At 66.2% G+C, this 22,205-nt stretch carries 22 protein-coding genes and 1 pseudogene; 10 read left to right on the forward strand and 13 right to left on the reverse strand.

Features of this window, described 5'->3' with window-relative positions; translation table 11 throughout:
- From OXQ95_RS10160 to OXQ95_RS10175, 4 genes and pseudogenes are all read left to right on the forward strand, one after another.
- A complete protein-coding gene (locus tag OXQ95_RS10160) occupies positions 1-1,113 on the forward strand; it encodes an S-(hydroxymethyl)glutathione dehydrogenase/class III alcohol dehydrogenase (RefSeq protein ID WP_267381441.1) in 1,113 nt (370 codons plus the stop codon).
- Positions 1,113-1,430 carry a 2Fe-2S iron-sulfur cluster-binding protein gene (locus tag OXQ95_RS10165; protein ID WP_267381442.1) on the forward strand — a complete coding sequence of 106 codons (318 nt, stop codon included), beginning with the start codon at positions 1,113-1,115 and terminating at the stop codon, positions 1,428-1,430. The genes OXQ95_RS10160 and OXQ95_RS10165 overlap by 1 nt, the downstream gene beginning before the upstream one ends.
- 97 nt (positions 1,431-1,527) lie before the next feature.
- Positions 1,528-1,929 (forward strand): transposase, encoded by a 402-nt coding sequence (locus OXQ95_RS10170; RefSeq protein ID WP_267381443.1) that lies wholly within the window; start codon positions 1,528-1,530, stop codon positions 1,927-1,929.
- Positions 1,930-2,024: 95 nt separating this feature from the next.
- A pseudogene (locus tag OXQ95_RS10175) lies at positions 2,025-2,176 on the forward strand (acetyl-CoA C-acyltransferase); the annotation flags it as partial.
- Here OXQ95_RS10175 and OXQ95_RS10180 read toward each other — a convergent pair.
- Positions 2,173-3,789, reverse strand: coding sequence for a GMC family oxidoreductase N-terminal domain-containing protein (locus OXQ95_RS10180; RefSeq protein ID WP_267381444.1), 1,617 nt, complete (start codon positions 3,787-3,789; stop codon positions 2,173-2,175). The pseudogene OXQ95_RS10175 and the gene OXQ95_RS10180 sit on opposite strands and share 4 nt — an antisense overlap.
- A 161-nt stretch (positions 3,790-3,950) precedes the next feature.
- A complete protein-coding gene (locus tag OXQ95_RS10185) occupies positions 3,951-4,574 on the reverse strand; it encodes a hypothetical protein (RefSeq protein ID WP_267381445.1) in 624 nt (207 codons plus the stop codon).
- Between the two features lie 43 nt (positions 4,575-4,617).
- Here OXQ95_RS10185 and OXQ95_RS10190 point away from each other — a divergent pair, with 43 nt between their 5' ends.
- The 5 genes from OXQ95_RS10190 (at position 4,618) to OXQ95_RS10210 (ending at position 11,034) form a co-directional block, all read left to right on the forward strand.
- Entirely contained in the window at positions 4,618-4,860 is a 243-nt protein-coding gene (locus OXQ95_RS10190; protein ID WP_267381446.1) for a hypothetical protein, read from the forward strand.
- A gap of 147 nt (positions 4,861-5,007) precedes the next feature.
- Positions 5,008-5,769 carry a protein ImuA gene (locus OXQ95_RS10195; protein WP_267381447.1) on the forward strand — a complete coding sequence of 254 codons (762 nt, stop codon included), beginning with the start codon at positions 5,008-5,010 and terminating at the stop codon, positions 5,767-5,769.
- Positions 5,684-7,477 carry a DNA polymerase Y family protein gene (locus OXQ95_RS10200; RefSeq protein WP_267381448.1) on the forward strand — a complete coding sequence of 598 codons (1,794 nt, stop codon included), beginning with the start codon at positions 5,684-5,686 and terminating at the stop codon, positions 7,475-7,477. The genes OXQ95_RS10195 and OXQ95_RS10200 overlap by 86 nt, the downstream gene beginning before the upstream one ends.
- Positions 7,474-10,743 (forward strand): error-prone DNA polymerase, encoded by a 3,270-nt coding sequence (locus OXQ95_RS10205; protein WP_267381449.1) that lies wholly within the window; start codon positions 7,474-7,476, stop codon positions 10,741-10,743. Before OXQ95_RS10200 ends, OXQ95_RS10205 begins: the two co-directional genes overlap by 4 nt.
- 3 nt (positions 10,744-10,746) lie before the next feature.
- A complete protein-coding gene (locus OXQ95_RS10210) occupies positions 10,747-11,034 on the forward strand; it encodes a hypothetical protein (protein ID WP_267381450.1) in 288 nt (95 codons plus the stop codon).
- Positions 11,035-11,060: 26 nt separating this feature from the next.
- Here OXQ95_RS10210 and OXQ95_RS10215 read toward each other — a convergent pair whose 3' ends face one another.
- Together OXQ95_RS10215 and OXQ95_RS10220 are read right to left on the reverse strand one after the other, a co-directional pair.
- On the reverse strand, positions 11,061-11,567 hold the full coding sequence (locus OXQ95_RS10215; RefSeq protein WP_267381451.1) for a hypothetical protein: 507 nt from the start codon (positions 11,565-11,567) through the stop codon (positions 11,061-11,063).
- Complete coding sequence (locus tag OXQ95_RS10220; protein ID WP_267381452.1) at positions 11,564-11,905, reverse strand: hypothetical protein; 342 nt, start codon at positions 11,903-11,905, stop codon at positions 11,564-11,566. The genes OXQ95_RS10215 and OXQ95_RS10220 overlap by 4 nt, the downstream gene beginning before the upstream one ends.
- A gap of 41 nt (positions 11,906-11,946) precedes the next feature.
- On the opposite strand from OXQ95_RS10220, the gene OXQ95_RS10225 reads away from it, so the two are divergent.
- Positions 11,947-12,186, forward strand: coding sequence for a hypothetical protein (locus tag OXQ95_RS10225; RefSeq protein WP_267381453.1), 240 nt, complete (start codon positions 11,947-11,949; stop codon positions 12,184-12,186).
- Here the strand turns inward: OXQ95_RS10225 and OXQ95_RS10230 are convergent.
- The 9 genes from OXQ95_RS10230 to traW all read right to left on the reverse strand — a co-directional run bounded on the left by OXQ95_RS10230 (position 12,180) and on the right by traW (position 22,182).
- Positions 12,180-14,951 carry a conjugal transfer protein TraG N-terminal domain-containing protein gene (locus OXQ95_RS10230; protein ID WP_267381454.1) on the reverse strand — a complete coding sequence of 924 codons (2,772 nt, stop codon included), beginning with the start codon at positions 14,949-14,951 and terminating at the stop codon, positions 12,180-12,182. The two genes, OXQ95_RS10225 and OXQ95_RS10230, sit on opposite strands and share 7 nt — an antisense overlap.
- Positions 14,952-14,966: 15 nt before the next feature.
- Entirely contained in the window at positions 14,967-16,307 is a 1,341-nt protein-coding gene (locus OXQ95_RS10235) for a conjugal transfer protein TraH (protein ID WP_267381549.1), read from the reverse strand.
- 140 nt (positions 16,308-16,447) lie between these two features.
- Positions 16,448-17,383: a conjugal transfer protein TraF gene (locus tag OXQ95_RS10240; protein WP_267381455.1), complete on the reverse strand. Its 936-nt coding sequence runs from the start codon at positions 17,381-17,383 to the stop codon at positions 16,448-16,450.
- On the reverse strand, positions 17,367-17,741 hold the full coding sequence (locus tag OXQ95_RS10245) for a hypothetical protein (RefSeq protein ID WP_267381456.1): 375 nt from the start codon (positions 17,739-17,741) through the stop codon (positions 17,367-17,369). Before OXQ95_RS10245 ends, OXQ95_RS10240 begins: the two co-directional genes overlap by 17 nt.
- Positions 17,742-17,781: 40 nt before the next feature.
- Entirely contained in the window at positions 17,782-19,542 is a 1,761-nt protein-coding gene (locus OXQ95_RS10250; RefSeq protein WP_267381457.1) for a conjugal transfer protein TraN, read from the reverse strand.
- On the reverse strand, positions 19,542-20,282 hold the full coding sequence (gene trbC / locus OXQ95_RS10255) for a type-F conjugative transfer system pilin assembly protein TrbC (RefSeq protein ID WP_267381458.1): 741 nt from the start codon (positions 20,280-20,282) through the stop codon (positions 19,542-19,544). Before trbC ends, OXQ95_RS10250 begins: the two co-directional genes overlap by 1 nt.
- Before the next feature lie 8 nt (positions 20,283-20,290).
- Entirely contained in the window at positions 20,291-21,307 is a 1,017-nt protein-coding gene (traU, locus tag OXQ95_RS10260) for a conjugal transfer pilus assembly protein TraU (protein ID WP_267381459.1), read from the reverse strand.
- Positions 21,308-21,580 (reverse strand): hypothetical protein, encoded by a 273-nt coding sequence (locus OXQ95_RS10265; RefSeq protein WP_267381460.1) that lies wholly within the window; start codon positions 21,578-21,580, stop codon positions 21,308-21,310.
- A complete protein-coding gene (gene traW, locus OXQ95_RS10270; protein WP_267381550.1) occupies positions 21,580-22,182 on the reverse strand; it encodes a type-F conjugative transfer system protein TraW in 603 nt (200 codons plus the stop codon). Before traW ends, OXQ95_RS10265 begins: the two co-directional genes overlap by 1 nt.
- Positions 22,183-22,205 lie beyond the last annotated feature (23 nt).

Genomic DNA, 22,205 nt, shown 5'->3' on the forward strand with positions numbered 1-22,205 from the left:
ATGAAAACCCGTGCCGCTGTAGCGTTTGCGGCAAAGCAGCCGCTGGAAATCGTCGAACTCGACCTTGAGGGGCCGAAGCGCGGCGAGGTGCTGGTGGAGATCATGGCGACCGGAATCTGCCACACCGACGCCTATACGCTCGACGGCCTCGACAGCGAGGGGCTGTTCCCTAGCGTGCTCGGCCATGAAGGCGCCGGCATTGTGCGCGAGGTCGGCGCCGGCGTCACCTCCGTCGCCTCCGGCGATCACGTGATCCCGCTCTACACCCCCGAGTGCCGGCAGTGTAAGTCGTGCCTGTCCGGCAAGACTAACCTGTGCACCGCAATCCGTGCGACGCAGGGCAAGGGGCTCATGCCCGACGGCACGACCCGCTTCAGCCACAAGGGGCAGCCGATCTTCCACTATATGGGATGCTCGACCTTCTCGAACTTCACCGTGCTGCCGGAGATTGCGGTGGCAAAGATCCGCGAGGACGCACCCTTCAAGACGAGCTGCTACATCGGCTGCGGCGTCACCACCGGTGTGGGAGCGGTGGTGAACACCGCCAAGGTGCAGGTTGGTGAGAATGTGGTGGTTTTTGGGCTCGGTGGCATCGGGCTGAACGTCATCCAGGGCGCGCGGCTCGCTGGTGCGGCGAAGATCATCGGCGTGGACATCAACGCGACCCGCGAGGAATGGGGCCGGCGCTTCGGCATGACCGACTTCCTCAACAGCTGCGGCCTTTCGCGCGAGGAGACGATCGCCAAAGTGCTGGAGCTGACCGACGGCGGCGCGGACTACAGCTTCGATTGCACCGGCAACACCGAGGTGATGAGAACCGCGCTAGAGGCGTGCCACCGCGGCTGGGGCACCAGCATCGTCATCGGAGTCGCGGAAGCGGGCAAGGAGATCGGAACCCGCCCCTTCCAGCTGGTCACCGGTCGCAACTGGCGCGGCACCGCGTTCGGCGGCGCCAAGGGCCGGACCGACGTGCCCAAAATCGTCGACTGGTACATGAACGGCAAGATCGAGATCGACCCGATGATCACTCACATACTCAGCCTTGATGAGATCAACCGCGGCTTCGCGTTGATGCATGCGGGGCAAAGCATCCGCTCTGTGGTGGTATACTGATGCCGCAGCTAAGCATAACCACGCGGGAGGGCCGGACAACCCAAGTCGCCAGTGCAACCGGAATGTCGCTCATGGAGGCAATTCGCAAGAGCGGCTCTGACGAACTGCTCGCGCTGTGCGGCGGCTGTTGTTCGTGTGCCACGTGTCACGTCTATATCGATGACGAACGGCTAGACACTCTACCGTCGATGAGCACCGACGAAGACGACCTTCTCGATAGCCCGTCTCATCGGACCCGCCAGTCTCGCCTGTCCTGTCAGGTACCTTTTACAGAGGCGCTAGACGGGCTCAAGGTTGTAATCGCACCAGAAGACTAATCCCCCTTTACGACTGCATTACACGAACGGTATGGTTTCTTACTTACTCGCGGTCTCAACCTTAAAGCATCGGCGCCTCTAGGCCGTCGAGGCGGAGGTGCGCGCTCGCCCAACGGATGAGCGACGTCATGCCCGGCGGACACGAAGTCGGCCGTTGGTCGACGGCTTACGCAAGGTGCTCGCCGCCGCGGTGTGCCGCCTGTCGTCCAGGTCCGACATGGTCAAGGCCATTGCCTATGGCACGAAGCGCTGGCCGGCGCTGTGCCGCTTCCTCGAGGACGGGCGGCTGGAGATCGACAGCAACATCGCCGAACGCGCGCTACGCGGTATTGCGGTGGTTGCCGCAATTGGCTGTTCGACGGCTCCAGCGCCGGTGGCGAGCGTACCGCCGCGATCTACACCGTCATCCAGACCTACCCAAGGCGTACCGCGTCGAGCCGGAGGCTACATCGCCGTCGTCATTGCCAAAGTCGCCAACAGCTGGCCTGCCAGCCGTTGAAACGAACTCATGCCGTGAACTGGTTCGTCGCAGCAGATCAGCCGATCGCGCAAGCCGCTTAACACGCGGCTCGACGACACGCTTACACTTCGGCGGCGATCGCGCTCGGCCATCCGCTGGGCATGTCGGGCGCGCGGCTCACGCTGACCGCTGCCGAGCAGCTCCATCGAACGAGTGGCGCTACGCGCTCGCCTTCCTGTGTATCGGCGTCAGGCAAGACACCGGCCTAATTTTCGAGCGCATCTAGCGCGCGTCCGCGAGGATTAAGTCAGCCGCCTTCTCGCCGATCATCACGACGGCCGCATTCGTGTTGCCGGACACTATGAGCGGCATCACCGAAGCGTCGGCGATGCGCAACCGCCCGATCCCATGGACGCGTAGCGACGCATTGACCACGGCAAGCGGATCGCTCCCCATCCGCGCCGTCGAGGTCGGATGATAGACCGAACCGGCGTTCGCGCGCGCATAGGCCAGCAGCGCCGCCTCCCCGGCTACCCCCGCGCCGGGCGACTCCTCAGCCGCGATCTCCCTCACCATGGCCGGCTGAGCGACAACACGGCGAAGCAGCTCCAGGCCTGCAACCGTCACCTGCTGATCGACCGGTGAGGAGAGATAACGAGGGTCGATGGCCGGCGATTGCGCCGGGTCGGGCGAGGCGATGCGGACCGTTCCCCTACTCTCCGGCCGGAGTTGGCAGCTCGAGATCATGAAGCCCGGGAATTCGTGCAGCCCCTGTCCCATCGCATCGGTGGAGAAGGTGAGGAAATGAAACTGCACATCGGGCCGGTCGCTTCTGCGATCGGTCGAGAGGAAGGCGCCGGCGGTACCCGCGCTCACCATCAGTGGCCCGCGCCGGTAAAGCGCATATTGCAGGCCGGCTTTGACACGACCTGGAAGGGTCCGCAGCGCGTCGTTCATCGTCACCGGCCGGCGAGCGCGGAACGTCATGCGTACCTGAAGATGGTCCTGGAGGTCACCACCGACGCCAGGCAGGTCCCGCGCCACCTCGATCCCATGCTCGCCAAGAAGAGCCGCAGGGCCAATCCCCGATAGCTGCAGCAGTTGCGGCGTGTTGATGGCGCCCCCGGACAGGATTACCTCGCCCGCCGCCGTGGCCGCGAAGCGACGGCCGCCACCCCGCCATTCGACCCCGGTGGCTGTGCCGCCCGCCAAAAGAACGCGCTCGACGTGCGCGCCAGTGACAACCGAAAGGTTCGCGCGCCGCAAGGCTGGTACGAGATAGGCGCGCGCCGACGAGACCCGCCGTCCGGCCCGCGTGTTAGTCTGAAAATAGCCGGCACCCGCCTGCCGCGCGCCATTGAAGTCGGAGTTGGGTGGCGTGCCAGCGTCCTCAACTGCGGCAATGAAGGCGTCACACAGCACGTTCGGCTCGGCAGCATCCGAGACCGGCAGCGGGCCGCCTGTTCCGTGCCAGGGGTCGGCACCTCGCTCCTGATCCTCCGCGCGGCGAAAATATGGAAGCACGTCTTCCCACCCCCACCCAATATTTCCGAGGCGGCTCCAATCATCAAAATCCTGATGCTGCCCGCGCACGTAGAGCAGTCCGTTTATCGAACTCGATCCGCCCAGGAGCTTGCCGCGTGGCTGCGGTAGCCGGCGCCCGTCGAGCTCCACCTGAGGTTCGGTGCGGTAGCGCCAGTTGCGCTTCGCGTCGTCAATCAGTCGGACGTAGCCGATCGGGATGTGAACCCATGGATGCCGATCGCCGCCGCCCGCTTCGAGCAGCAGGACCCGATGTCGCCCCGAGGCCGACAGCCGGTTCGCCAGCACGCACCCGGCCGAGCCCGCGCCAATCACGATGTAATCGAATGTGCCCACGTCGCCCTGCCGATCGTTCATAGTACTCTACTCTTGCTTCCGCAGATGTTTGTCACGGCAACGCTTCCTGAGAGGCGGAAGGTTGTTACGCATTGTTGCGGGTGAGCATTGCTCCACTTCCTCGCGATGTCGACCAGCGCAACGGCGATGTCCTCTGGGAGATCGTGAAGGGAGATTGGATCCTAGCCTGGGCGAACGAGGATACAACCATGCTCCTCGAGCAGACGAGCCTCGATGCCATACAGCTCATCATCGAACAGGCTTGCGACCAGGTCGTCGTCAAGGTGTTTGACATGATGGGAGGTCTCGGGTCGCTTGCCGATCTCGCAGCTGCCCAGATGGCGACCCGCAATCTTGACTCTTGAGACCGGGCGCAGCCGGTCGCGAGCGTCACGCGGATCCTCGTAGAGATCGCGTAGGGCGCATAGACGGAACACGTTCCACCATCTTCGCCAACGGTGCTCGGCCGCGTCGTGGATGATGTGGCATCGCTGGCACAGCGCGCGAAGGTTGCCCGGCGAGCTATCACTAGGATCATGATTGAGATGGGCACAGGCGAGCACGACGTACGTCGTTCGCACGGTCGCCAAGGTGAAGCCCTTGGCCGCAACACGTCGGCCACGGTGATTGCGCCAGTAGCGGGCAGGGGCGTCCCACCAGCGGCCATCCCCCAGGTGCGCGACGTAGCTCATGTGAGGACGGCTGCACTGCTCGCAACGGGCGCCGGCTCGGCCGAAGCGGATCGCCTCGGAAATCTGCTGCCAGTCGATCGGGTAAAGCCAGCGGTCTTCAGCGCGGATTGGCATCGTGATTCTATGAGTCAGCCTGGTCCCGAATGGAAGCCGTAAATTGCTGCTTCGTTCACGCCTCGTCGGGCCTTTGTTTCGCTACATAGGCATGGGCTTCACGAACCAGTTGCTCCGCCTTTCCGACCGCCCCGCGCTCGACCGCGGCCCCCGAAGGCTCGATCCGCCAGTTCAATCGCGGGTGGAGAACGATGAGCAGAGCTTCGACCTCATCGATCAGGCCGCGCCAGTTCGCCTCCGATCCACCCACAGCGCCGGCGAGAAGATGCGCCAGCAGGTCACGTAGACCGTCAGGCGAGGGCGCCTCCGGGGCTTTCGGTGGCAAAGCTGTCCTGCGGCTTGTCACTTCGTCTCCGCTCGCTTGGCCGCAACCGGCTTGACGCTCTTGCCCTATTAACGGAACATAGAGGGAACACGTAGAGTCTAGACGATCATGCCTGCCCTCCCTTCTATCGCGCCTTCCTCGCTTACGCACCTTCGCTCTTTGGCGACAACGTCCAGCGATTATCGAGTCGCGCCCTTCGGGATCGACCCGGTCGATTCGCGGCTGAGTGGCAGGGGGCTGCGAGCCGGCGCGCTCCACGAAGCAACGGCTGCCACCTGCAGTCTGGTCGACGAAGCTGCAACAACGCTGTTCCTTGCCGGCATCGCCGCCCGGGAAGCGCTGCACCTTGGCGGGCCGGTCCTATGGGCCTCCACGCGGCAGGATCTCTACGCCCCCGGTCTGGCCCAAGCCGGCCTTTCGGCTGCGGACGTCATCTACGCGCAGGCGCGGGAGGATGCGGCGCTGCTCGCGGTGATCGAGGACGCCGTGCGCGACGGCACGCCGTCGGCCGTCGTCGGTGAGGTCGGCAAGCTGTCGATGGTCGCGACCCGGCGCCTGCAGCTGGTCGCCGCCAACGCCGACATCCCCGTCCTGCTCCTCCGGCGCCGACGCCAGCGTGACCAGGATCCACTCTCCGAGCCGTCCGCCGCCTGGACGCGCTGGCGGATCGCCAGCGCACCGTCCGAGCGGCTGGGTGTCGCGGGAGTGGGGAGGGCGCGCTGGTCGGTCGAGCTTGCCCGCCAGCGTGGAGGCGAGGGCTTCACCTTGATCGTGGAGGGATGCGATGAGACGGGTCGTCTCGCTGTTCCTGCCGCACTTGGCCATCGAGCGGCTGAGACGGCAGGAACAGTACGCGCCGCCGCGGCCTGATGCGCGCGCACTCCAGCTTTCGATTGACGATGATCCCGGCGCCTGCTCGGTGCCGCGTGGCGGCGGCTGGCGACCAGGCGCGCGATGGGCACGACAGGACCGGCCGACGCGCGCCGAAGTCGAGAAGCAGATTGCCTCGATGCCCGTCCACGCCCAGCCGCCCATGCGTGAGCTCGGCCGGCGATCGGAGGCGGTCGAGCATCCATTCCGGACGCGTGCCGACAACGGGACCAGCGCCGCCCCGGCGGCGCCGCTGGCGCCGGCGATCGCCGCCCCGCCGATCGCGCTGATCGACAAGGTCGGCCGGCGTGAAGAGGTGGTTGCCGCGTGCGCAGCGGCCGCAGCGCTTGGCATCCATGTCGGCATGGCGGCGACGCATGCGCGCGCACTGGTGTCTGACCTGGATTTCCGGCCTGCGGACCGGGCCGCCGACGCCGCCCTGCTGGACCGCCTCGCCCTGTTTGCGGTGCGGCGCTGGTCGCCCGTGGCGGCCGTCACACCTACCGACGGTCTTTGGCTGGACCTGAGGGGCTGCGACCATCTCCATGGCGGCGAGGAGCGCTTCTGCAGGCGCCTGCACGCCTTCTGCCAACGGGTCGGCTTCACGGCCCGGGTCGCGATCGCCGACACGCCAGGCGGGGCGCACGCACTCGCGCGCTTCGGACGAACCGCCCTTTCGATCGTGCCGACCGGCGCGACGGGCCAAGCTATCGCCTCGCTGCCGGTCGCGGCGCTACGGCTGGAGCCGACCGCACTCGCCGCTGCCCGTAAGTTCGGCTTCGAGACGATCGCCGACCTGCTGCCCGTCGCCCGCGCTCCCTTGGCACGCCGGCTCGGTCTGCCGGCGATCACGCGGCTCGACCAGGCGCTGGGGAGCATCTTCGAGCCGATTACCGGGGTCGAGGACGTGGAGGCGCCAGCGGTCGAGCGCCGGCTACTGGAGCCGATCGGCACCGCCGAGGCGATCGCACAGGTGATGAGCGACATGCTCGATGATCTCGCCGGGGTGCTGCAGGCCCGCCGTCTCGGCGTGCGCGCGCTTCGCCTGATCGGGCTTCGGGTCGACGGCACCGAGCAGATCGTCGGGATCGGAACGTCGCGACCGACGCGGGAGGTCTCCCACCTCCTGCGCCTGCTGAAGCTGCGCATCGAGCGCATCGACCCCGGCATGGGCCTTGAGCAGTTCCGGATGGTCGCGCCGCATACGGAGCAGCTCGACGCGACTGATCTTGGCGCCGTGCTCGCCGGCGAGACGCTGGTGCGCGACCCCGCCCGATTGGTCGACGTCGTCGCCGGCCGGATAGGTGATAATTCCGTTTACCGGATAATGCCTGTGCCGAGCCATGTGCCCGAGCGAGCGGTGGTTCGCTGCAATCCGGTTTCATCGCCCGGCAGCTGGCCAGCTTGGAAGCGGCCGGTTCGCCTGCTCGGCCGACCCGAGCCGCTGTCCGGCGTCATCGCGCTTCTGCCGGACCAGCCCCCGCGCCGTTTCGAGTGGCGAGGACGCCATCACAGGATCGTCGCCGGCGATGGCCCCGAACGGATCCACGGAGAATGGTGGCGGCGCGATGCCGAGGTGTGGGCGGTCCGCGACTATTACCGTGTCGAGGACGAGGCGGGCGGCCGCTATTGGGTGTTCCGCCGCGGCGATGGCGTCGAGAGCGAGACCGGCGACCTCAGCTGGTGGATGCACGGCGTGTTCGCATGACGGACGTGCCCTATGTCGAGCTGCAGCTGCTCACCCATTTCTCGCTGCTGCGGGGCGCGTCTAGCCCGGATGAGCTGTTCGCGGCGGCGGCGCTGCTCGGCTATCCCGCGATCGGGGTGACCGACCTCGGCACCGTCGCGGGCATCGTGCGCGCCTGGGAGGCGCAGAAGGCGACTGGCGTGCGCTCGATCGCTGGCACGCGCATCGAGACCAGCTGCGGTCGCCAGCTGCTCCTCTACCCGACGGACAGGCCCGCCTGGTCGCGGCTGACCCGGCTGCTCACCGTCGGCAAGCGCAGGGCGGGAAAGGGCGGTTGCCTGATCCACTGGCATGATCTCGCGCCTTGGTCGGAAGCCGTCATCGCCATCCTGGTGCCCGGCGAGCCTGATGAGGCGAACCTCACGGCGCTAACCGACCTGAAGGCCATCTATGGTCGCCGCGGCTATATGGCGCTGTCGCAGCGGCGCCGGCCGGACGATGCGGTCCGCATCGATGCGCTCGCGCGCCAGGCGGGCTCGGCCGGCATCCGTGCCGTGGTGACGGGCGATGTCCTCTACCATGCGCCGGAAGCGCGCCTCCTGCAGGACGTGGTGACGGCCGTGCGCGAGAAATGCACCGTCGACGAGCTTGGCCTCCGCCGGGAGGTCAATGCCGATCGGGCGCTGAAGGCGCCCGCCGAGATGGTGCGGCGCTTCTCGGCCTATCCCGACGCGCTCCGCGCCAGCGTCGACATCGCGCGAGCCTGCACCTTCGACCTCGGTGAACTCGCCTACCAGTATCCGCATGAGCGCGTGATCGAGGGCCTGACCGCGCAACAGGCGCTGGAGCAGCTCGCTACGCACGCCGTCGACCGCATGTTCGATGGCGAGGTGCCAACCGCGTACCGGACCCAGATCGCGCATGAGCTGCGACTGATCGCCGAGCTTGGCTACGCGCCCTACTTCCTGACCGTCCACTCGATCGTTCGCGAAGCACGCCGGCGCGGCATCCTGTGTCAGGGCAGGGGGTCGGCCGCCAACTCCTGCGTCTGCTTCGTGCTGGAAATCACCTCGATCGACCCGATCAAGCACGAGCTGCTGTTCGAGCGGTTCGTGTCAGGCGAGCGCCGCGAGCCGCCGGATATCGACGTCGATTTCGAGCACGAGCGCCGCGAGGAGATCATCCAGTGGATCTACGAGACCTACGGCCGTGATCGCGCCGCGCTGACCGCCGTCGTGCAGCGCTACCGCGCGCGCGGCGCGGTCCGCGACGTCGGCAAGGCGCTAGGGCTGCCCGAAGACCTCACGTCCAGCCTCGCCGGCGTGGTCTGGGGCTGGTCGGCCGAGGGTGTCGGCGAGAAGCAGGTCGAGGAGCTGAACCTCGACATGGCCGATCGCCGGCTGCGCCTGACACTCGATCTCGCCCGCAAGCTGATCGGGGTGCCCCGGCACATGAGCCAGCACCCGGGTGGGTTCGTCCTCACGCATGATCGCCTCGATGACCTCGTGCCGATCGAGCCAGCGGCCATGACGGACCGCCAAATCATCGAGTGGGACAAGGACGACATCGACGCACTCAAGTTCATGAAGGTGGACATTTTGGGGCTTGGCATGCTCGGCTGCATGAACCGAGCCTTCAACCTGTTGGAGGAAGCCAAGGGCGTCCGCGTCGGTCTAGCCGACCTGCAGGACGACGACCCGGCTGTGTTCGGGATGATCCAGAAGGCCGATACGCTCGGCACATTTCAGATCGAGAGCCGGGCGCAGATGTCGATGCTGCCGCGCATGAAGCCACAGCGCTTCTACGATCTCGTGATCCAGGTCGCGATCGTTCGCCCCGGCCCGATCCAGGGCGACATGGTTCACCCTTACCTGCGCCGGCGCGAGGGGCTGGAGAAACCGGAATACCCCCGCCCCGAGCTGCGTGCAGTGCTCGAAAAGACGCTCGGCGTGCCGCTCTTCCAAGAGCAGGCGATGAAGGTCGCGATCGTCGGCGCAGGCTTCACTGCGGCCGAGGCGGACCAGCTGCGACGCGCCATGGCGACGTTCAAGTTCACGGGCAGCGTGAGCAACTTCAGCGAGAAGCTGATCGAGGGCATGGTCGAGCGCGGCTACCCGCGCGAGTTCGCCGAGCGCACCTTCCGCCAGCTTGAGGGCTTCGGCTCCTACGGCTTTCCCGAGAGCCACGCCGCCTCGTTCGCCAAGATCGCGTACGCCTCGGCCTGGATGAAGCACCATCATCCCGACGTGTTCTGCGCGTCCCTGATGAACGCGCAGCCAATGGGCTTCTATGCGCCCGCGCAGATCGTTCGCGACGCACGCGATCATGGGGTCGAGGTCCGCCCGCCTTGCATCAACGCCAGTCGATGGGACTGCACGCTGGAGCCGACCCGGGGACGCTATCTCGCGGTTCGGCTCGGCTTGCGCCAGGTGCGCGGGCTGTCGAACGCCGACGGCGCCGCGATCGTCGGAGCCCGCGGGACGGCCCGGTTCGAGTCCGTCGAAGATGTGTGGCGCCGGTCGGGCGTGCAGCGCGCGGCAGTCGAAAAGCTGGCGGACGCCGATGCTTTTCACGCCTTCGGCGCCGATCGCCGGCAGGGCCTTTGGAAGGTGAGGGGGCTCGGCGAGGCTCCGCTGCCCCTGTTCGTGGCGGCCGATCGCTCGGCACAGGCGATCAGCGCCGAGGGGATCGAGCCCGACGTCGCGCTGCGCCCGCTCACAGATGGCCGCGAAGTGGTCGAAGACTATCGCACCCTGCAGCTATCGCTTCGCGCGCACCCGCTGACCTTCCTGCGCGACGATCTCAGCCGGCGGGGCGTGACCCGCTGCGCCGATCTCGCCGGCATCCGCGACGGCCGTAACGTCGAGGTCGCGGGCATCATCCTGGTCCGTCAGAAGCCCGGCTCGGCCAAGGGTGTGCTGTTCATCACGATCGAGGACGAGACTGGAATCGCTAACGGCATCTTGTGGCCCGACCGTTTCGAGGCCCAGCGGCGAACCGTCATGTCCGCGTCGATGATCGGAATGAAGGGGCAGGTCCAGAAGGAAGGCGAGGTGATCCACGTCATCTGCGCCAAGATCATCGACTATGGCGATATGCTGCGAGGCGTAGGTGATCGCTCCTTCCCTCACCGGACGGGGCGGGGCGACGGCGCTCGTCACGCCGGCTCGCCTGATCGCGGAGACAAGGGTTGGAGTCCTTCTCCCCGGAGCTGCTACTGGCCGCCGCACGCGGACGGCATGGACCCCGAAGCGGTGGTGCGGCTGCAGTCGCGCAACTTCCGCTGACGCATGGGATCGCTTCCACGCCATCAGCGGGTTGTCATCGCCCTGTCGGTCCACATCCTGCGCGCCGGTGTCGCGCGCTCGGGAGAGATGCGGGTCGACGGTGTGGAAATACGCCTCGCACTCCGGTGTCTGCTGCACCACTGCCCGGAGCGCTGGCCGCTGGAGCAGTTCTGGGATGCTGCGTCGCAAGCGAACGACATCGGCCGGTCGCAAGGGGTGACGGCCGCGTTTAACGGCATCATTCGCCAACTCAGGCGCGCTGGATGCTATGAGGAGGTCTCGCCCCTGTAGCGAGGCGAGACAGGTCCTCCGCTGGCCTAAAAGCTGAGAACGACCGCTTGCCGGTACGCGGGTGCAGGCGGAGAAGCAGGCGGCGATCTCACCGCAGCCGGCATGGGTCCGAACCGTGTAGTGTTGGCTCCCCAGTGGAGCGCGCTCGCGATCGGACGATAGCTTTTCGGATGAACGCCATCTTTGGACGAGAAGGCAGCCAAGGGGACGATCGCGTCACCATATGCCCCTGCAATGCGGGCGACGACGCCCGCTGCCGACGCATCGTATGGCGCGAGCCAGGTAACGCGCATCGCCGGGACCCGCTCGCGCAGCGCTAAGAGATTGCGCGCGAGATCAGGGCTGTCCGCATCGTTGGAGCCGAGCGCGATCAGCGCCACCTCGACAGGCGACCCGCCCTGGTAGGTACGGACCGCTTCCGACGACGGAGCGCCCTCGCGGGCATGAACCTCACAACGGATCCCCTGCGCCGCCAGTGCGCCGGCGGTGCCGACGCCGGTGCTGTCGCCCAGGATGAGGCAGAGCGGGATCATGACCCGCTGATAGCCGACATGATGAACGCCATCGAGCAGAACGTGAGCGAAAGCCAAATAGCAATCTGGCTGTAGATGTGCAGGACGAGGCCAAGCCATGTGTAACGCCGCCGGAGCGCCGCCGCACTTCCTACTGCGATGAAGAAAGCGACAAGCGCCAGCGACGACACCGATGGGACGCGGTGGAGCTTCGTCTCCGCGATCGGCATCAGCCCCAACACAGTGACCAGGAACCACGAGCAGGCAAACAGGACCGTACCTGGCCCACCCGGATGAAACGTCAATGTGCGCCGCTCGCAGCTCGGAACCGAGGTCGCGCGCATTGCATTCTGGTTCATTGAAACGTACCCTCTAGCTGAGCGTTCTGCGGCTGAGATGGATGATGCCGATCGATGTCACCAAACCGATCATGTTCGACCGGGACACCAATGGTGGGCTCGGCGCCGGCACATGGCAGATCAGTCCCCATCTTAGCGGTCATGACTACGCGACTGATGTTCCAACGGTGAACACCAAAGCAGCGCGGGTGGCGAAGTGGGTAATCCTTACTGGATCCCTGGGCGGACTGGCGATCGGCGGCATTTGCAGCATCGCCACCCAGATTATGGGCTATCATTGATCGTTAGGTCCCTTCGGTGCGCGCCGAAGCGCGTCCCGAGTACGATGTGCGTGATCGCGTAATTCTCCTGATAGGGCAGCAGCACCTGCTTCAACGAGTTGCCGTGCGGGACCGTCGTCCGGGCGGCTAACCGCCGGAACACTCGTAGCTGCCTCACCCCCGACAGCCGGCCGTTTAACGCCACCCAAGGCCTGGTGCTCAACCAAGGGGATCTGCAGTCCAGCAAGCGCGGGATCCGCGAGGGCGCTCTGGATATCCCGCTCAATCCCGCTCTGCCGCTCCGACGCCCAGCGCCCGATCGCGACATTCCTGGCCATCTCTTGCGTCTGCGAAACATCGGTCTGCCAAAGCGCGGGGAGGTTGGCGCCAGGCTTCGAGCGTTCCTCGTTCTCATACCAGCGCGCGAGATCCTGACGAAGGTCAGTTGAGAGGCTGAAGCCGTGGCTCTCTGCGAAGCTCGCGTGCTGTTCGAGGGAGCGAGACAGCTCTCGGTAATGTCGGGCCTGCTCGTTGTAGGAGGCAATCCTACTCTGGGACTGTTCCACAGCCCGACTATGGGACTCGCTCGACTGATTTCGGGCGAACGCTCCGTCTTGATGGTACGTGCCGTCACTGATGCTCGTGGCCGTCCCGTTACTATGGTCGCGGTGAATGTCGTTGCTCGACGACATCGATTGATCTCCACTCTGAGATCGCGTCCGCTGATCGCTAGTAACGTCGGAATGCGTCAGTGACTGGTTGTAACCAACATCCGCACCCGCCTTTCCGCCGACTCCAACCCCAGGCAGCTTCCCGCCACCAAGCCCAATCCTGCCATCCACGCCTGCGCCAGCGTGAACACTGCCAGTGAATTGCCCGGACCAGTTTGAGGTTTTGCCGCCGTCGACAGCGTGCCGTGTGCCATCACTGACGCTGCTGCGATCGAAAAGCCCACGGGTTTCAGCGATGCCCGTCCGATCAGTCTGCTCAGTGTTCGACCCACCCCGCGTACCCGCGCTGGAATCGGAGCCGTGCGAGGCCTCGCTGCTGAAGCCGTGGCTTGCCCGGAGCGCATTAAGGTTCGAAACTTCGCGCCGACTTGCCTCCTCAAACCCGTCGGCCAACCGCGCCGCGACGGCAGCCTGCCGGCTCTCAGTCGCGATCGCACCCTGAGACATGGTGGCGTTGAACGGGATGTTGGAGATCGCGCGGGACGTGTCGAACACGTTATGCCCGTTGCCGAAGTTCGACACTGCCGCGCCGTTGTCCTGGTACTGCGTCAAGCCACCGAAGCCGGTCGTCATGATCGGCGCATCGGACCACTGGCTGCTCTGACGCATATTCGAGGTCGAGTTGGCGAAGCTCGTGTTGCCGTAGGAATAATTGCCGGTTGTCTGCTCGACCGCCGCGGCCTCGGCCGCATTCTGCGCCGGTGCCAGGATCGAGGTCGCCTGCCCCGAAATGCTCAGTGCGCCCTTCGCGAGCCCGCCGGCAATGAAGGGCACGCTCATGAGCATGAAGCCGGCGATCGTCGCGGTCTCGGCATTCACAGCGCCGATGCCGGCGAACGTGCCAAGCGTCACACCTCCGGACGCGACGCCCTGCGCCGCGGCGGTAGCCCGCGACATGCAGATCATGTGGAGGATGACGTACAACGGCCCCCACGAAGCCAGGTAGAAGAAGCCCGCGATGTAGCCCTTCAGCGCTCCCGGGCCTGTCTGCGGCATCAGGAACAGCGGGAAGATCACCGGGAACATGGCGTAGAAGACGACGGTCAGCACCACGTTCAGGATCGGCACCCAACTCATCGCCTGCTGCGCGATCGAGTTGTAGGTGTTGCGCGATTGGATGTCGGCCCGCGTCGTGGCGAACGTGTCGATCGCCGCCTGCCCGTCGCTGCCGGCCATGGCGTCGCGCGCTTGCATGAAGGCGTTGATCGCCGTGTTCTGACGCATCGTCGTGACATACTCGGAGCTGGCGCTGGTGAACGCCGTGTTGGCGATCGGCAGGTCCTGCTTCAGCTTGGCCACCGCTTCGGCCGTCGAGAGCTTCGGATAGGTAGCCTTCGCCCAGAAGGGTGTGTTGGCCTCGATCATGGAGGACCACTGGCCGGACAACATCGAGTAGGCGTTCCGGCATACGACGATGCTGCTCGACACGCCGCTGCCGTCGCGCTGCACCCACGGCTGCGCTCGGGCCTGTGAGCCCGGTCCAAGATCGGTCCAGAGGTCCTTGGAGGCGGCGAGGTCGGTCAACGACTTCTGGTGGAGCAGGATGTCCCCGAACGTGCAGTTCTTGAGGTAGGCCTGAAGGTTGGTCGCGAACTCCGCGTCGCGGATCTGGAAATTGCGCGTCTGGTCGAACAGCCGCGCACCATAGATCATGCCGTTGGTGGAGTAGGAGAGCTGGCTCGGCATGGTGAACACGGTCTCGGCCGTCCGCGTCAGCCAGTCGCCGACCTGGCTGGTGAAGCTCGCGATGACGCCGAGCCCGAGCGGCACGTTCGCGACCGTGGCCGGCGCCAGCGAGGGGTTTATCCGGTCGGTGACCTTCACGTCGACCGTGGGAACCATCAGGCAGAGATAGATGGCGGTCGAGCCGATGAACCAGTTCAGCCACGCCCGCACGTTGAGCGTGAAAGCGACGACCAGCAGCGAGTAGATCAGGCCGAGGATCATGACGACCTGGATGAGGCCCTTGTAGCCGCCACCCCCGGTCCATGCCGCCACCGCGTTGAAGACGTTGACGATGTATTCGCCGCCACCGATCGTATAGACCTCGACCATCCTACTCGCCCCCGATCAGTTGAGGCCCTGGGCGTTGAGCCCACGGGAGAAGTTGAGCGCGGCCGCCATACCCGGCGACATCGCGTTCTGGAGCGTCGACTCCAGCTGCACCGAGCGGTTGATGAGCGCGATCGTGTTGTTGAGCGCCGCTTTCAGGCTCACGTCGCGCTGCGCGTAGCGGCTGCGCGCGTCTGTCAGCTGCTGGCGCCAATGCTGCGCCATGTCGACGTCGGCAGCCTGAAACGTCGAGCCTGCCTGACCCAGCCGGTCGAGCATGTTCTGGATCATGGCGGAGAGCAGGTTCACCGACACAATCTCGGAGAGGGCGTCCACCTCGCCAGCCGAGAAGCTCTGGTGGGCCATCGCCTCGACCGCCAACATCTTGTAGACCGGCACGGAGGTCATGTTGAGCAACATTTGCTCATCGTTGGTCAGCGCCGCGTCGGTGCGGATCTTGTCGTTCATGTCGTCGATCATGGTGCGGACGCGCTGCCGTAGCGCGCTGCTCGACGCGATCGTCAGGGTCTGCTCGGTCGGGCTGAGGCAGGTGTCGGCGTTGTCGCAGCGCAGGATCTTGACGCTGTTGCCGCCATCGGTGCCGTCCAGGAGCGCGGTCACCACCGCGTCTTCGGCCGGGCCAAAGAACTGCACCGCGGGCTTGCCGTCCGTGCCCTGCGGGTTGGTGACGATCGTACCCACCAGCGTCATCAGGTACTCGGAGAATTGCTGGTCGAAGGCGCCAAACTTGTTCGACCGCTTGATCGCCTCCCAGGTGTAGTTGTGCGGATTGCCGGGGATGTTGTCCTTCATCGCCGGATCGCTGTTGGCGTTGAGCGTCGAATCCTCCTGGCCCTCCGCACCGCAGCCCTGTCGAGCCCGCGCCCAATCGGAGAACATGCCCTGGCTGTTGCCGACGGCCGCGCAGACGGTCGAGCGCGCGCCCGCCATCTTGGGCCAGATCGAGCCGACCAGGCCCTGCGCCGCCTCGCAGGAGGAGATGTTCATCTGGTTCATCTGCTGGGCGGCCTGCTGGAACTCGCCCATGACCTTACCGATCTCAGGGCTCACGCTGTCGATCGCGAGCTTGAACGCGAAGCCGAGCGCGTTGTTGGCGACCGACTTCATCATCGCCACCATCTCCTTGGCGTTGACGAACGAGAAGGACCCCGAGAACAGGTCGATGCCGCCGCAGCCGGCGCGGGCGCTCGGAAGCTGAAGGTTGAACGGCTGGATGCTCTTCTGGGGGAAGCGCGACCAGACGTTGCCCATCGAGTAGTAGCCCGCCTCCTGGCCCTGATAGGCGGTCGGCCCGGTGACGTTGGCGGCCCCTCCCGCATCCTGGAAGAAGCTGTTCATCTGGCTCCCGACGTCCGCCTCGGCGAGGCTGAGCGGCACCAGACTGGCAACTGCGACGATCGTGATCGCCCGGGCGACGAAGCGGCCGATTGCGCGGAAGAGGGAGGGGCGTTGGCGCGGGGGTGGGGTTGAGCGTCCCATCAGTAGTCGCTCCCGACCTTGGTGGCGGTGAGGGTGAAGATCCGGTCCATGACCTCGTCGGCCGACATGATGCCGAAGCCGATCGGAACGGTGCGATGGGTGACGGTGTCGAACAGGACCAGCGCCGGCGTCGCCAGCGGCACGCCCATGCGCGCCCGCTGCCCGCTGTCGACGACGTAGTTGGGGAAGGTCTTGCTCGGCCCGCCATCGGTCGAGACCGCCATCACCGCCATGTGGTGGCTGTCAGCGACCGAGCGCAGGATGGGCGAGAACACCTCGCACGCGGCGCAGCTCTGCGCGAAGAAGTAGAACATACCGTAGCGCTGGCTGATCGTGTCGAGGACGCGATCGCGGTCGACCGTGCGGCCGTCCGACCAGGCGCGCTTGGCCACCGTCGAGACCGGCCGTTGCAGCGTATAGTCGAGGTCCGGATGCTGCCAGACGGCGCGCTGCCAATAATCCGAGAAGGTCGAGGCCCGGTCCAACTGCTCGCGCTGGAAGCGGACATAGGCCATGATGTTCTCCTCGGACGGTTCGAGGATGGCCTTGGCCTTGAGCTCCTTCAGCGCCTCGCCGATCGCCGCGATCCGCTGCGCGTAAGACTGGCCGGTTGCCGGCGCTCCCGGAGCCGGAGCAGCCTTGGGCGCGGGCTTCGGCTTGTCGCAATAGAACCACTGACCGAGGCGGCGCTCCCCGCAGTAGAACCCGTCGCCCTGCTCGCCCGCTTGCGCGACCTGCACCTCACGCGCCGGTGACGTGTCGCCCACCGCTCCAGCGTCGGGGGCGTCGTCCGGGTCGGCCGTCGCCAGGGCCTGCAGATCCGCAGCGCTCTGCGCAAACGCCGGCGTTGGCACCACAAGGGCCGGGGCCAGCGTGGCGGCCAGCGCGAGGAGAGAAGCGGCCACCCGGCCGCGGCGGTCACACTTCATCATCATCGCTGTCCTCGTCTTCGTTCTCGTCGATTGGATGTTCGCCATCGAGCTCGGTCATCGCGAGCTTCAGCACCGACATCATCACCGCGACGTCGAGCATGCGGGTGCCCTGATCGAGCATCCGCACGATCCCGCGCAGGTGAAGGCGCCCGTGTTTGCGACCGGCGATCGTCGCGCGCACGCCGACGCCCGACGGCGCCAGCCAGCCGAGCTCTTGCATGCGCGGGAAGGCGCGCTCGACGTCTCGCGGGTCGATCGCGCAGGCGAACCATTGCGACAGGGTCGCCGCCACCGGGCCGGCCTGCTGACCACCGCCCGCCCGATGCACGCGCAGGAAGATGGCCAGATCGAGCACCGACATGTCGATCGTGCAAGGACGGCGCCCCCCGGCGCCGTCGGGGTCATTTGCCACCGTGGAGAGCATAATATCCCTGAATCTTGGATTGGATGTCGGTCATGGTGCTGACCTCGTCGGGCAGCTTGGCGGCGTCCTGAAACTCGGCGTAGACCTCGCTGAAATCCATCTTGGACAGGTCGAGCTGCTGGAACTCGGCGACGGAGAAGCCCTTGCAGCTTTCCGTCTTGGCACTGGCCCAGGGCTTGTTGATCTGCGCCCGGCCCTGCTCCTGAAGGAGGCGGGCGAGCTTCGACCCGAAGCAACACCAGGCCTCCTTCGAGGTGACGCAGATGCCGAGGATCTTGTCGGAGCAGTAGCTGCCGACCTTATGGCACAGCCCCTTGTCCTCGCGCTCCTTCAGCTTCTTCTCGGCGCTGTCGCATAGCCACGGCGTGACCAGCGGGACGCCCTTGCCCGAGCAGCAGTTGGAGGCGCCGAAGATCTTCTTGTGGCAGGTGTCGCGCTCGCCCGAGAAGACGGTCAGGTTGTTGGGGTCGAACTGCGCACCGGCGTCGCCCATCGAGTGGAGCGCGACCAGCGCATCCTTGAAGTCGGGCGAGGCCTCCCGCTCGATCTTCTCGCAATCGCCGTTGAGGCAGTAGACGTCGCCGCCGCAGACATATTGGTTGGGCGGGGCCGTGCCGGTGCTCGGCGTGGGGCACTTGTAGACCTTCTGCGACACCTTGCAGGGACCACTCTGGGGGTCATCCAGGCAGTCGTCGCGCACGTAGGTGCATTGCTTGTTGCCCTCGAGATCCGAGCAGTCGCTGGCCTGGCTCTGCTTGTAGCAGGTGTAGCTGCGCTGCCAGTTCCAGCAGGCCTGCGTCACCTCGACGCCGTTGACCGTGCGGGTCGACGGATCGGGGTCGGTGCAGACCTCAGCGGTCATGTCGCAGGTCTGGTCGGCCGTAGCGGCCTTGCACATGCTCTCGTCGCGGTAGGCGTTGACGACGGCCGGGGTGGTCTCGGTGGTGTAGCCCCGGTTCGGCACGGCCGGGCTGTCGCACTCGTACGTGATCTCGACGCCGTCCTCGATATCCGGCTCGAAACACTTGTTCATCGTGCCTTGCAGGCAGACAGGGTAGGTCACGTCGAGGCGGGAGCGTTCGCGGCAGACGCCGCTCGCGACCGGCTGGGTGAATGCCGGCCGACAGGCGAGCCCCTTGTTGTCGTAGGAGTGGGGTGGTCGGCCGATCCAGTCCTCGCAGGTGTAGACGTACTTGCTGGTGCCGGCCGTCGCATTGACGATGAGCGGGGTCTGGCAGGTCGCCGTACCCTGGTCGATCTTGGTGCCCGAGTTGCAGGTCGCCTCGTAATAGTCCGTGCCCGTCGACGATGGCGGCAGCGGATTGCAGCTCCCGCTCGACCCGTTCATCGCCTCGCCCTGGACGTAGCTCTCCGGGTCCTTCTCGATCGTCGTCGCCCGGTTCGTGGTGGCGAGGATGTCGCTGTTGGAGAAGGTCGCGCGCGTGCGATCGCGGTCGGTTGCCACGCCGTAGGCAGCATTGGAGCTGGCCGCCGCGGCGCCGGCCGGGGTGAGGCCGTTCGGGTTATCGAAATAGGTCTGCTCGGGCAGGTTCGTGCCATTGTAGCCGGGCACACCGGCCGCCTTGGCATCGCTCGGCTGGAGCGAGCTGTCCGCCCGCATCTGCGTGCCGAGGTCCTTGCCTTGCTGGCGCGCCTCATCGACCGTGGTCTGCGCGACCACGCCGCCGACACCCATCGTCGCCAGCGCCAGCAGCAGCGAGGCGGCGATGCGCCGCATCAGCTAGCCCGGCCCATGTTGCGCAGCGCGACCGAGGCGACGCCTGCACCGGGGCCGTGGGCGGCCGCGAAGGTGTCGAGCACGTAACGCACGGTCACGTTGCCGACTATGCGGTCGTAAGGCGGAACCTGGCTCTGGCAGGAAAAGCCCGAGCAGAGGTCGAAGTCGGACGAGACCGCGACATAGGTCGGCACCGCCTGGACTTTGAAGGCCCGGAAGAGGCGGGGGTCGATGCCGACGTTGGCGAGCTCGTCCTGGCTCTTGACCACCTTGGTCATCATCTCGCTGAACTGCTTCATCGAGTTGTTCGGGAAGCCCCGGAACACGACCACGCCGCCCGCCTTGGTGGTGTCGGCGATGAGCTGGCGCAGCGCTTCGGGCGGCATCGACAAGCTGGCGAACGCGATGAACTGCGGAGCCGAGTTCTTGCTGCCGGCGACGTTGGCGCCGGCACCCTTGATGATCTCGTCGAAATCGAACGCGCCCGAACCGTTGGCCGGCAGATCCGCCTTGGCCAGCCGCGCCATGTTGTCCTCGCCCTGCACGCGGACCTGCGCAGCGTCCTCACGGAAGGCATCGCCGCGGTTCTTCACCTGGTCGGCGAAGGTCTTCGCGTCGTCAGCCATCGCATCCGAGCGCCGCTGGATCGCGTCGAGATCGAGACCGCCGACGGTCTGGGCGATCGCCTGGATGCCGACGAGCCCGGCGACCGCGGCGATGATGAGGGGTGTCTTGCGCATGGGCAGTCTCACAGCACGCAGCAGTTGCGTTTGCGCCAGACGAGGTAGCCCATGTCCTCCCCCTTCACGGGATAGGAGCGGCCGGCCTGCGGTGGCATGGTGGAGGCTCCCAGCGGCGAGCAGGCGGCGTTGCCACTCACCGTCGGGATCGGATTGACCATCTGCACCCGATATTGCTGCTTGCGCATCATCGGCATGAGGTACTTGTTGCACAGGCCCTTGGAGCCCATCGTGCCCCAGGCGAGGCCTTCCCGGTGCAGTTTGAAGGCGAAGCGGGTCAGCACCAGCCGCGACGCCTGGACATGGCCGATATGCGCGTCGACGTTGCCGTTGACGGGGTACATCGGCCCCTGGCAGCCGGCGCACCAGAACACCTCGTCGATCGGCAGCTTGGCCGTGGCGGCGACGCAGTCGCCCGCGCATGCCGCCTGCGCGATCGGGCTGGTGAACAGGACCGCTTCCGGGTTGAGGATCGCGGTCAGCGAGTCATCCTGCCACAGTGGATCGACCTCGGTCATGTAGGCGATGTCGAACGAGGCGTTCTCGAAACAGACGAAGTCCGTCAGGATCTCCATCCAGTAGAGCAGGGGATAGACGTACCAGTGGACGTGCCACTTGGACGTGTTCTGCGCGGCCCCTCCCACCTGGGTCGGCCCCTGGATCTGTCCGCGACCGATATCGAAGCCCGGCGAAATCTTGAGGCCGCCCAGGTTCACGAAGCACCACGGCTTGGTTGATACGTCCGCGAGCCGCGCCGGCTCCCAAAAGCCTGCTGCGATGCCGATGCGGGGCACAGGGCTGCCGCAGGCGCAGATCGGCGAGCCGGGATTGCTGGGATCGGGGCGGCTGCTCGGCCAAATCTTCATGGAACCGATCGAGAGCGGGAACAGGCAGGACCAGCACACATCGGTGATCGGGTTCACGAACTTGCCCGAGCACGACGTCTCGGCTTCCGCCCGCGCGCTCATGGCGAACGTGCCGAGCACCATCGCCAGCACCATGCCGAACAGGCGGAAGCGGCCCATTCAGCCCTCCCCGCCCGTCATCGCCGCCAAGTGGTCGTTGTCGGCCCGGTTCTTCCGGAAGACGTAGAGCGCGACATGAAGGGCGGTGGTGATGAGCAGCACCGCTACGACGAAACTCGCGGCCGGACCGAACAGCCGCACTAGCGGCGAGATTGCCAGCACGCCGATCGCGCAGGCGACGCAGAGCAGCTGCATCGTCTTTCGCATCGTGCGCAGGTCCCGGGTTTCGGGCGCTGCCATCGGCGTCTTGAGGAGGTCAAGCCACAACGGCATCAGCCATTTCCCTTCAGCTGGATCTCGGAAAGCTTGAGGACGTGGCCCTGCTGGACGACGATCGCCGGCGTGTGCCGCACGCCCAGGCGTCCCGTCAGGCGGCCCTCTTGGTCGAAATAGAAGCGCCGCTTCCTCGCGGTCATCTCGTCGAGCGGCGCGCCGCTGACGAGGATGATCTTGGCCTGCAGGTCATCGTAGTGGCTGGTCGCCCAGTCCATCTCGACCTTGCTGTCGCCGTCCACAAACACCAGCGCCTGGCGCATCGCCACGAAGTCGAGCGGGTTCACCGACCGCCCCCGCTGCGCGATCAGGTTGCCCTTCGGATCGCGCACGTCGTGGTCAATCACGATCGAGGGATCGTAGATCCACGACCGCGGCTCGGTTGCGTGACTGATGCCGGCGACGGGCTCGGGACGGCGAACGCGAGCTTCGGCACGGCGGGCAAAGGCGGCGTTGGCGCGGTCGATGCCGCCGGTCGCCTCTAGGTGGGCCAGCCGCGCCTCGATCGTGGCGAGGATATCTGGCTCCATCACCGGGAACGCCGCTCCTGCGGTGCCGAAGTCCTTGGCGATCGCGGCCGAGGAGCCCACGGCCAACAACATGCCGATCGCGCCGATTGCGGCCC

This window comes from Sphingomonas sp. GC_Shp_6 (assembly GCF_026540835.1).
Classification (GTDB): Bacteria; Pseudomonadota; Alphaproteobacteria; order Sphingomonadales; family Sphingomonadaceae; genus Sphingomonas.

What these genes read in the sequence shown, in the direction of transcription:
- OXQ95_RS10160 (WP_267381441.1), top strand. Translation starts at nt 1, where the DNA reads ATGAAAACCCGTGCCGCTGTAGCGTTTGCGGCAAAGCAGCCGCTGGAA.
- OXQ95_RS10165 (WP_267381442.1), top strand. Translation starts at nt 1,113, where the DNA reads ATGCCGCAGCTAAGCATAACCACGCGGGAGGGCCGGACAACCCAAGTC.
- OXQ95_RS10180 (WP_267381444.1), bottom strand. Translation starts at nt 3,789, where the DNA reads ATGAACGATCGGCAGGGCGACGTGGGCACATTCGATTACATCGTGATT.
- OXQ95_RS10185 (WP_267381445.1), bottom strand. Translation starts at nt 4,574, where the DNA reads ATGCCAATCCGCGCTGAAGACCGCTGGCTTTACCCGATCGACTGGCAG.
- OXQ95_RS10195 (WP_267381447.1), top strand. Translation starts at nt 5,008, where the DNA reads ATGCCTGCCCTCCCTTCTATCGCGCCTTCCTCGCTTACGCACCTTCGC.
- OXQ95_RS10200 (WP_267381448.1), top strand. Translation starts at nt 5,684, where the DNA reads ATGAGACGGGTCGTCTCGCTGTTCCTGCCGCACTTGGCCATCGAGCGG.
- OXQ95_RS10205 (WP_267381449.1), top strand. Translation starts at nt 7,474, where the DNA reads ATGACGGACGTGCCCTATGTCGAGCTGCAGCTGCTCACCCATTTCTCG.
- OXQ95_RS10210 (WP_267381450.1), top strand. Translation starts at nt 10,747, where the DNA reads ATGGGATCGCTTCCACGCCATCAGCGGGTTGTCATCGCCCTGTCGGTC.
- OXQ95_RS10215 (WP_267381451.1), bottom strand. Translation starts at nt 11,567, where the DNA reads ATGATCCCGCTCTGCCTCATCCTGGGCGACAGCACCGGCGTCGGCACC.
- OXQ95_RS10220 (WP_267381452.1), bottom strand. Translation starts at nt 11,905, where the DNA reads ATGAACCAGAATGCAATGCGCGCGACCTCGGTTCCGAGCTGCGAGCGG.
- OXQ95_RS10225 (WP_267381453.1), top strand. Translation starts at nt 11,947, where the DNA reads ATGATGCCGATCGATGTCACCAAACCGATCATGTTCGACCGGGACACC.
- OXQ95_RS10230 (WP_267381454.1), bottom strand. Translation starts at nt 14,951, where the DNA reads ATGGTCGAGGTCTATACGATCGGTGGCGGCGAATACATCGTCAACGTC.
- OXQ95_RS10235 (WP_267381549.1), bottom strand. Translation starts at nt 16,307, where the DNA reads ATGAACAGCTTCTTCCAGGATGCGGGAGGGGCCGCCAACGTCACCGGG.
- OXQ95_RS10240 (WP_267381455.1), bottom strand. Translation starts at nt 17,383, where the DNA reads ATGATGATGAAGTGTGACCGCCGCGGCCGGGTGGCCGCTTCTCTCCTC.
- OXQ95_RS10245 (WP_267381456.1), bottom strand. Translation starts at nt 17,741, where the DNA reads ATGTCGGTGCTCGATCTGGCCATCTTCCTGCGCGTGCATCGGGCGGGC.
- OXQ95_RS10250 (WP_267381457.1), bottom strand. Translation starts at nt 19,542, where the DNA reads ATGCGGCGCATCGCCGCCTCGCTGCTGCTGGCGCTGGCGACGATGGGT.
- trbC (WP_267381458.1), bottom strand. Translation starts at nt 20,282, where the DNA reads ATGCGCAAGACACCCCTCATCATCGCCGCGGTCGCCGGGCTCGTCGGC.
- traU (WP_267381459.1), bottom strand. Translation starts at nt 21,307, where the DNA reads ATGGGCCGCTTCCGCCTGTTCGGCATGGTGCTGGCGATGGTGCTCGGC.
- OXQ95_RS10265 (WP_267381460.1), bottom strand. Translation starts at nt 21,580, where the DNA reads ATGCCGTTGTGGCTTGACCTCCTCAAGACGCCGATGGCAGCGCCCGAA.
- traW (WP_267381550.1), bottom strand. Translation starts at nt 22,182, where the DNA reads ATGTTGTTGGCCGTGGGCTCCTCGGCCGCGATCGCCAAGGACTTCGGC.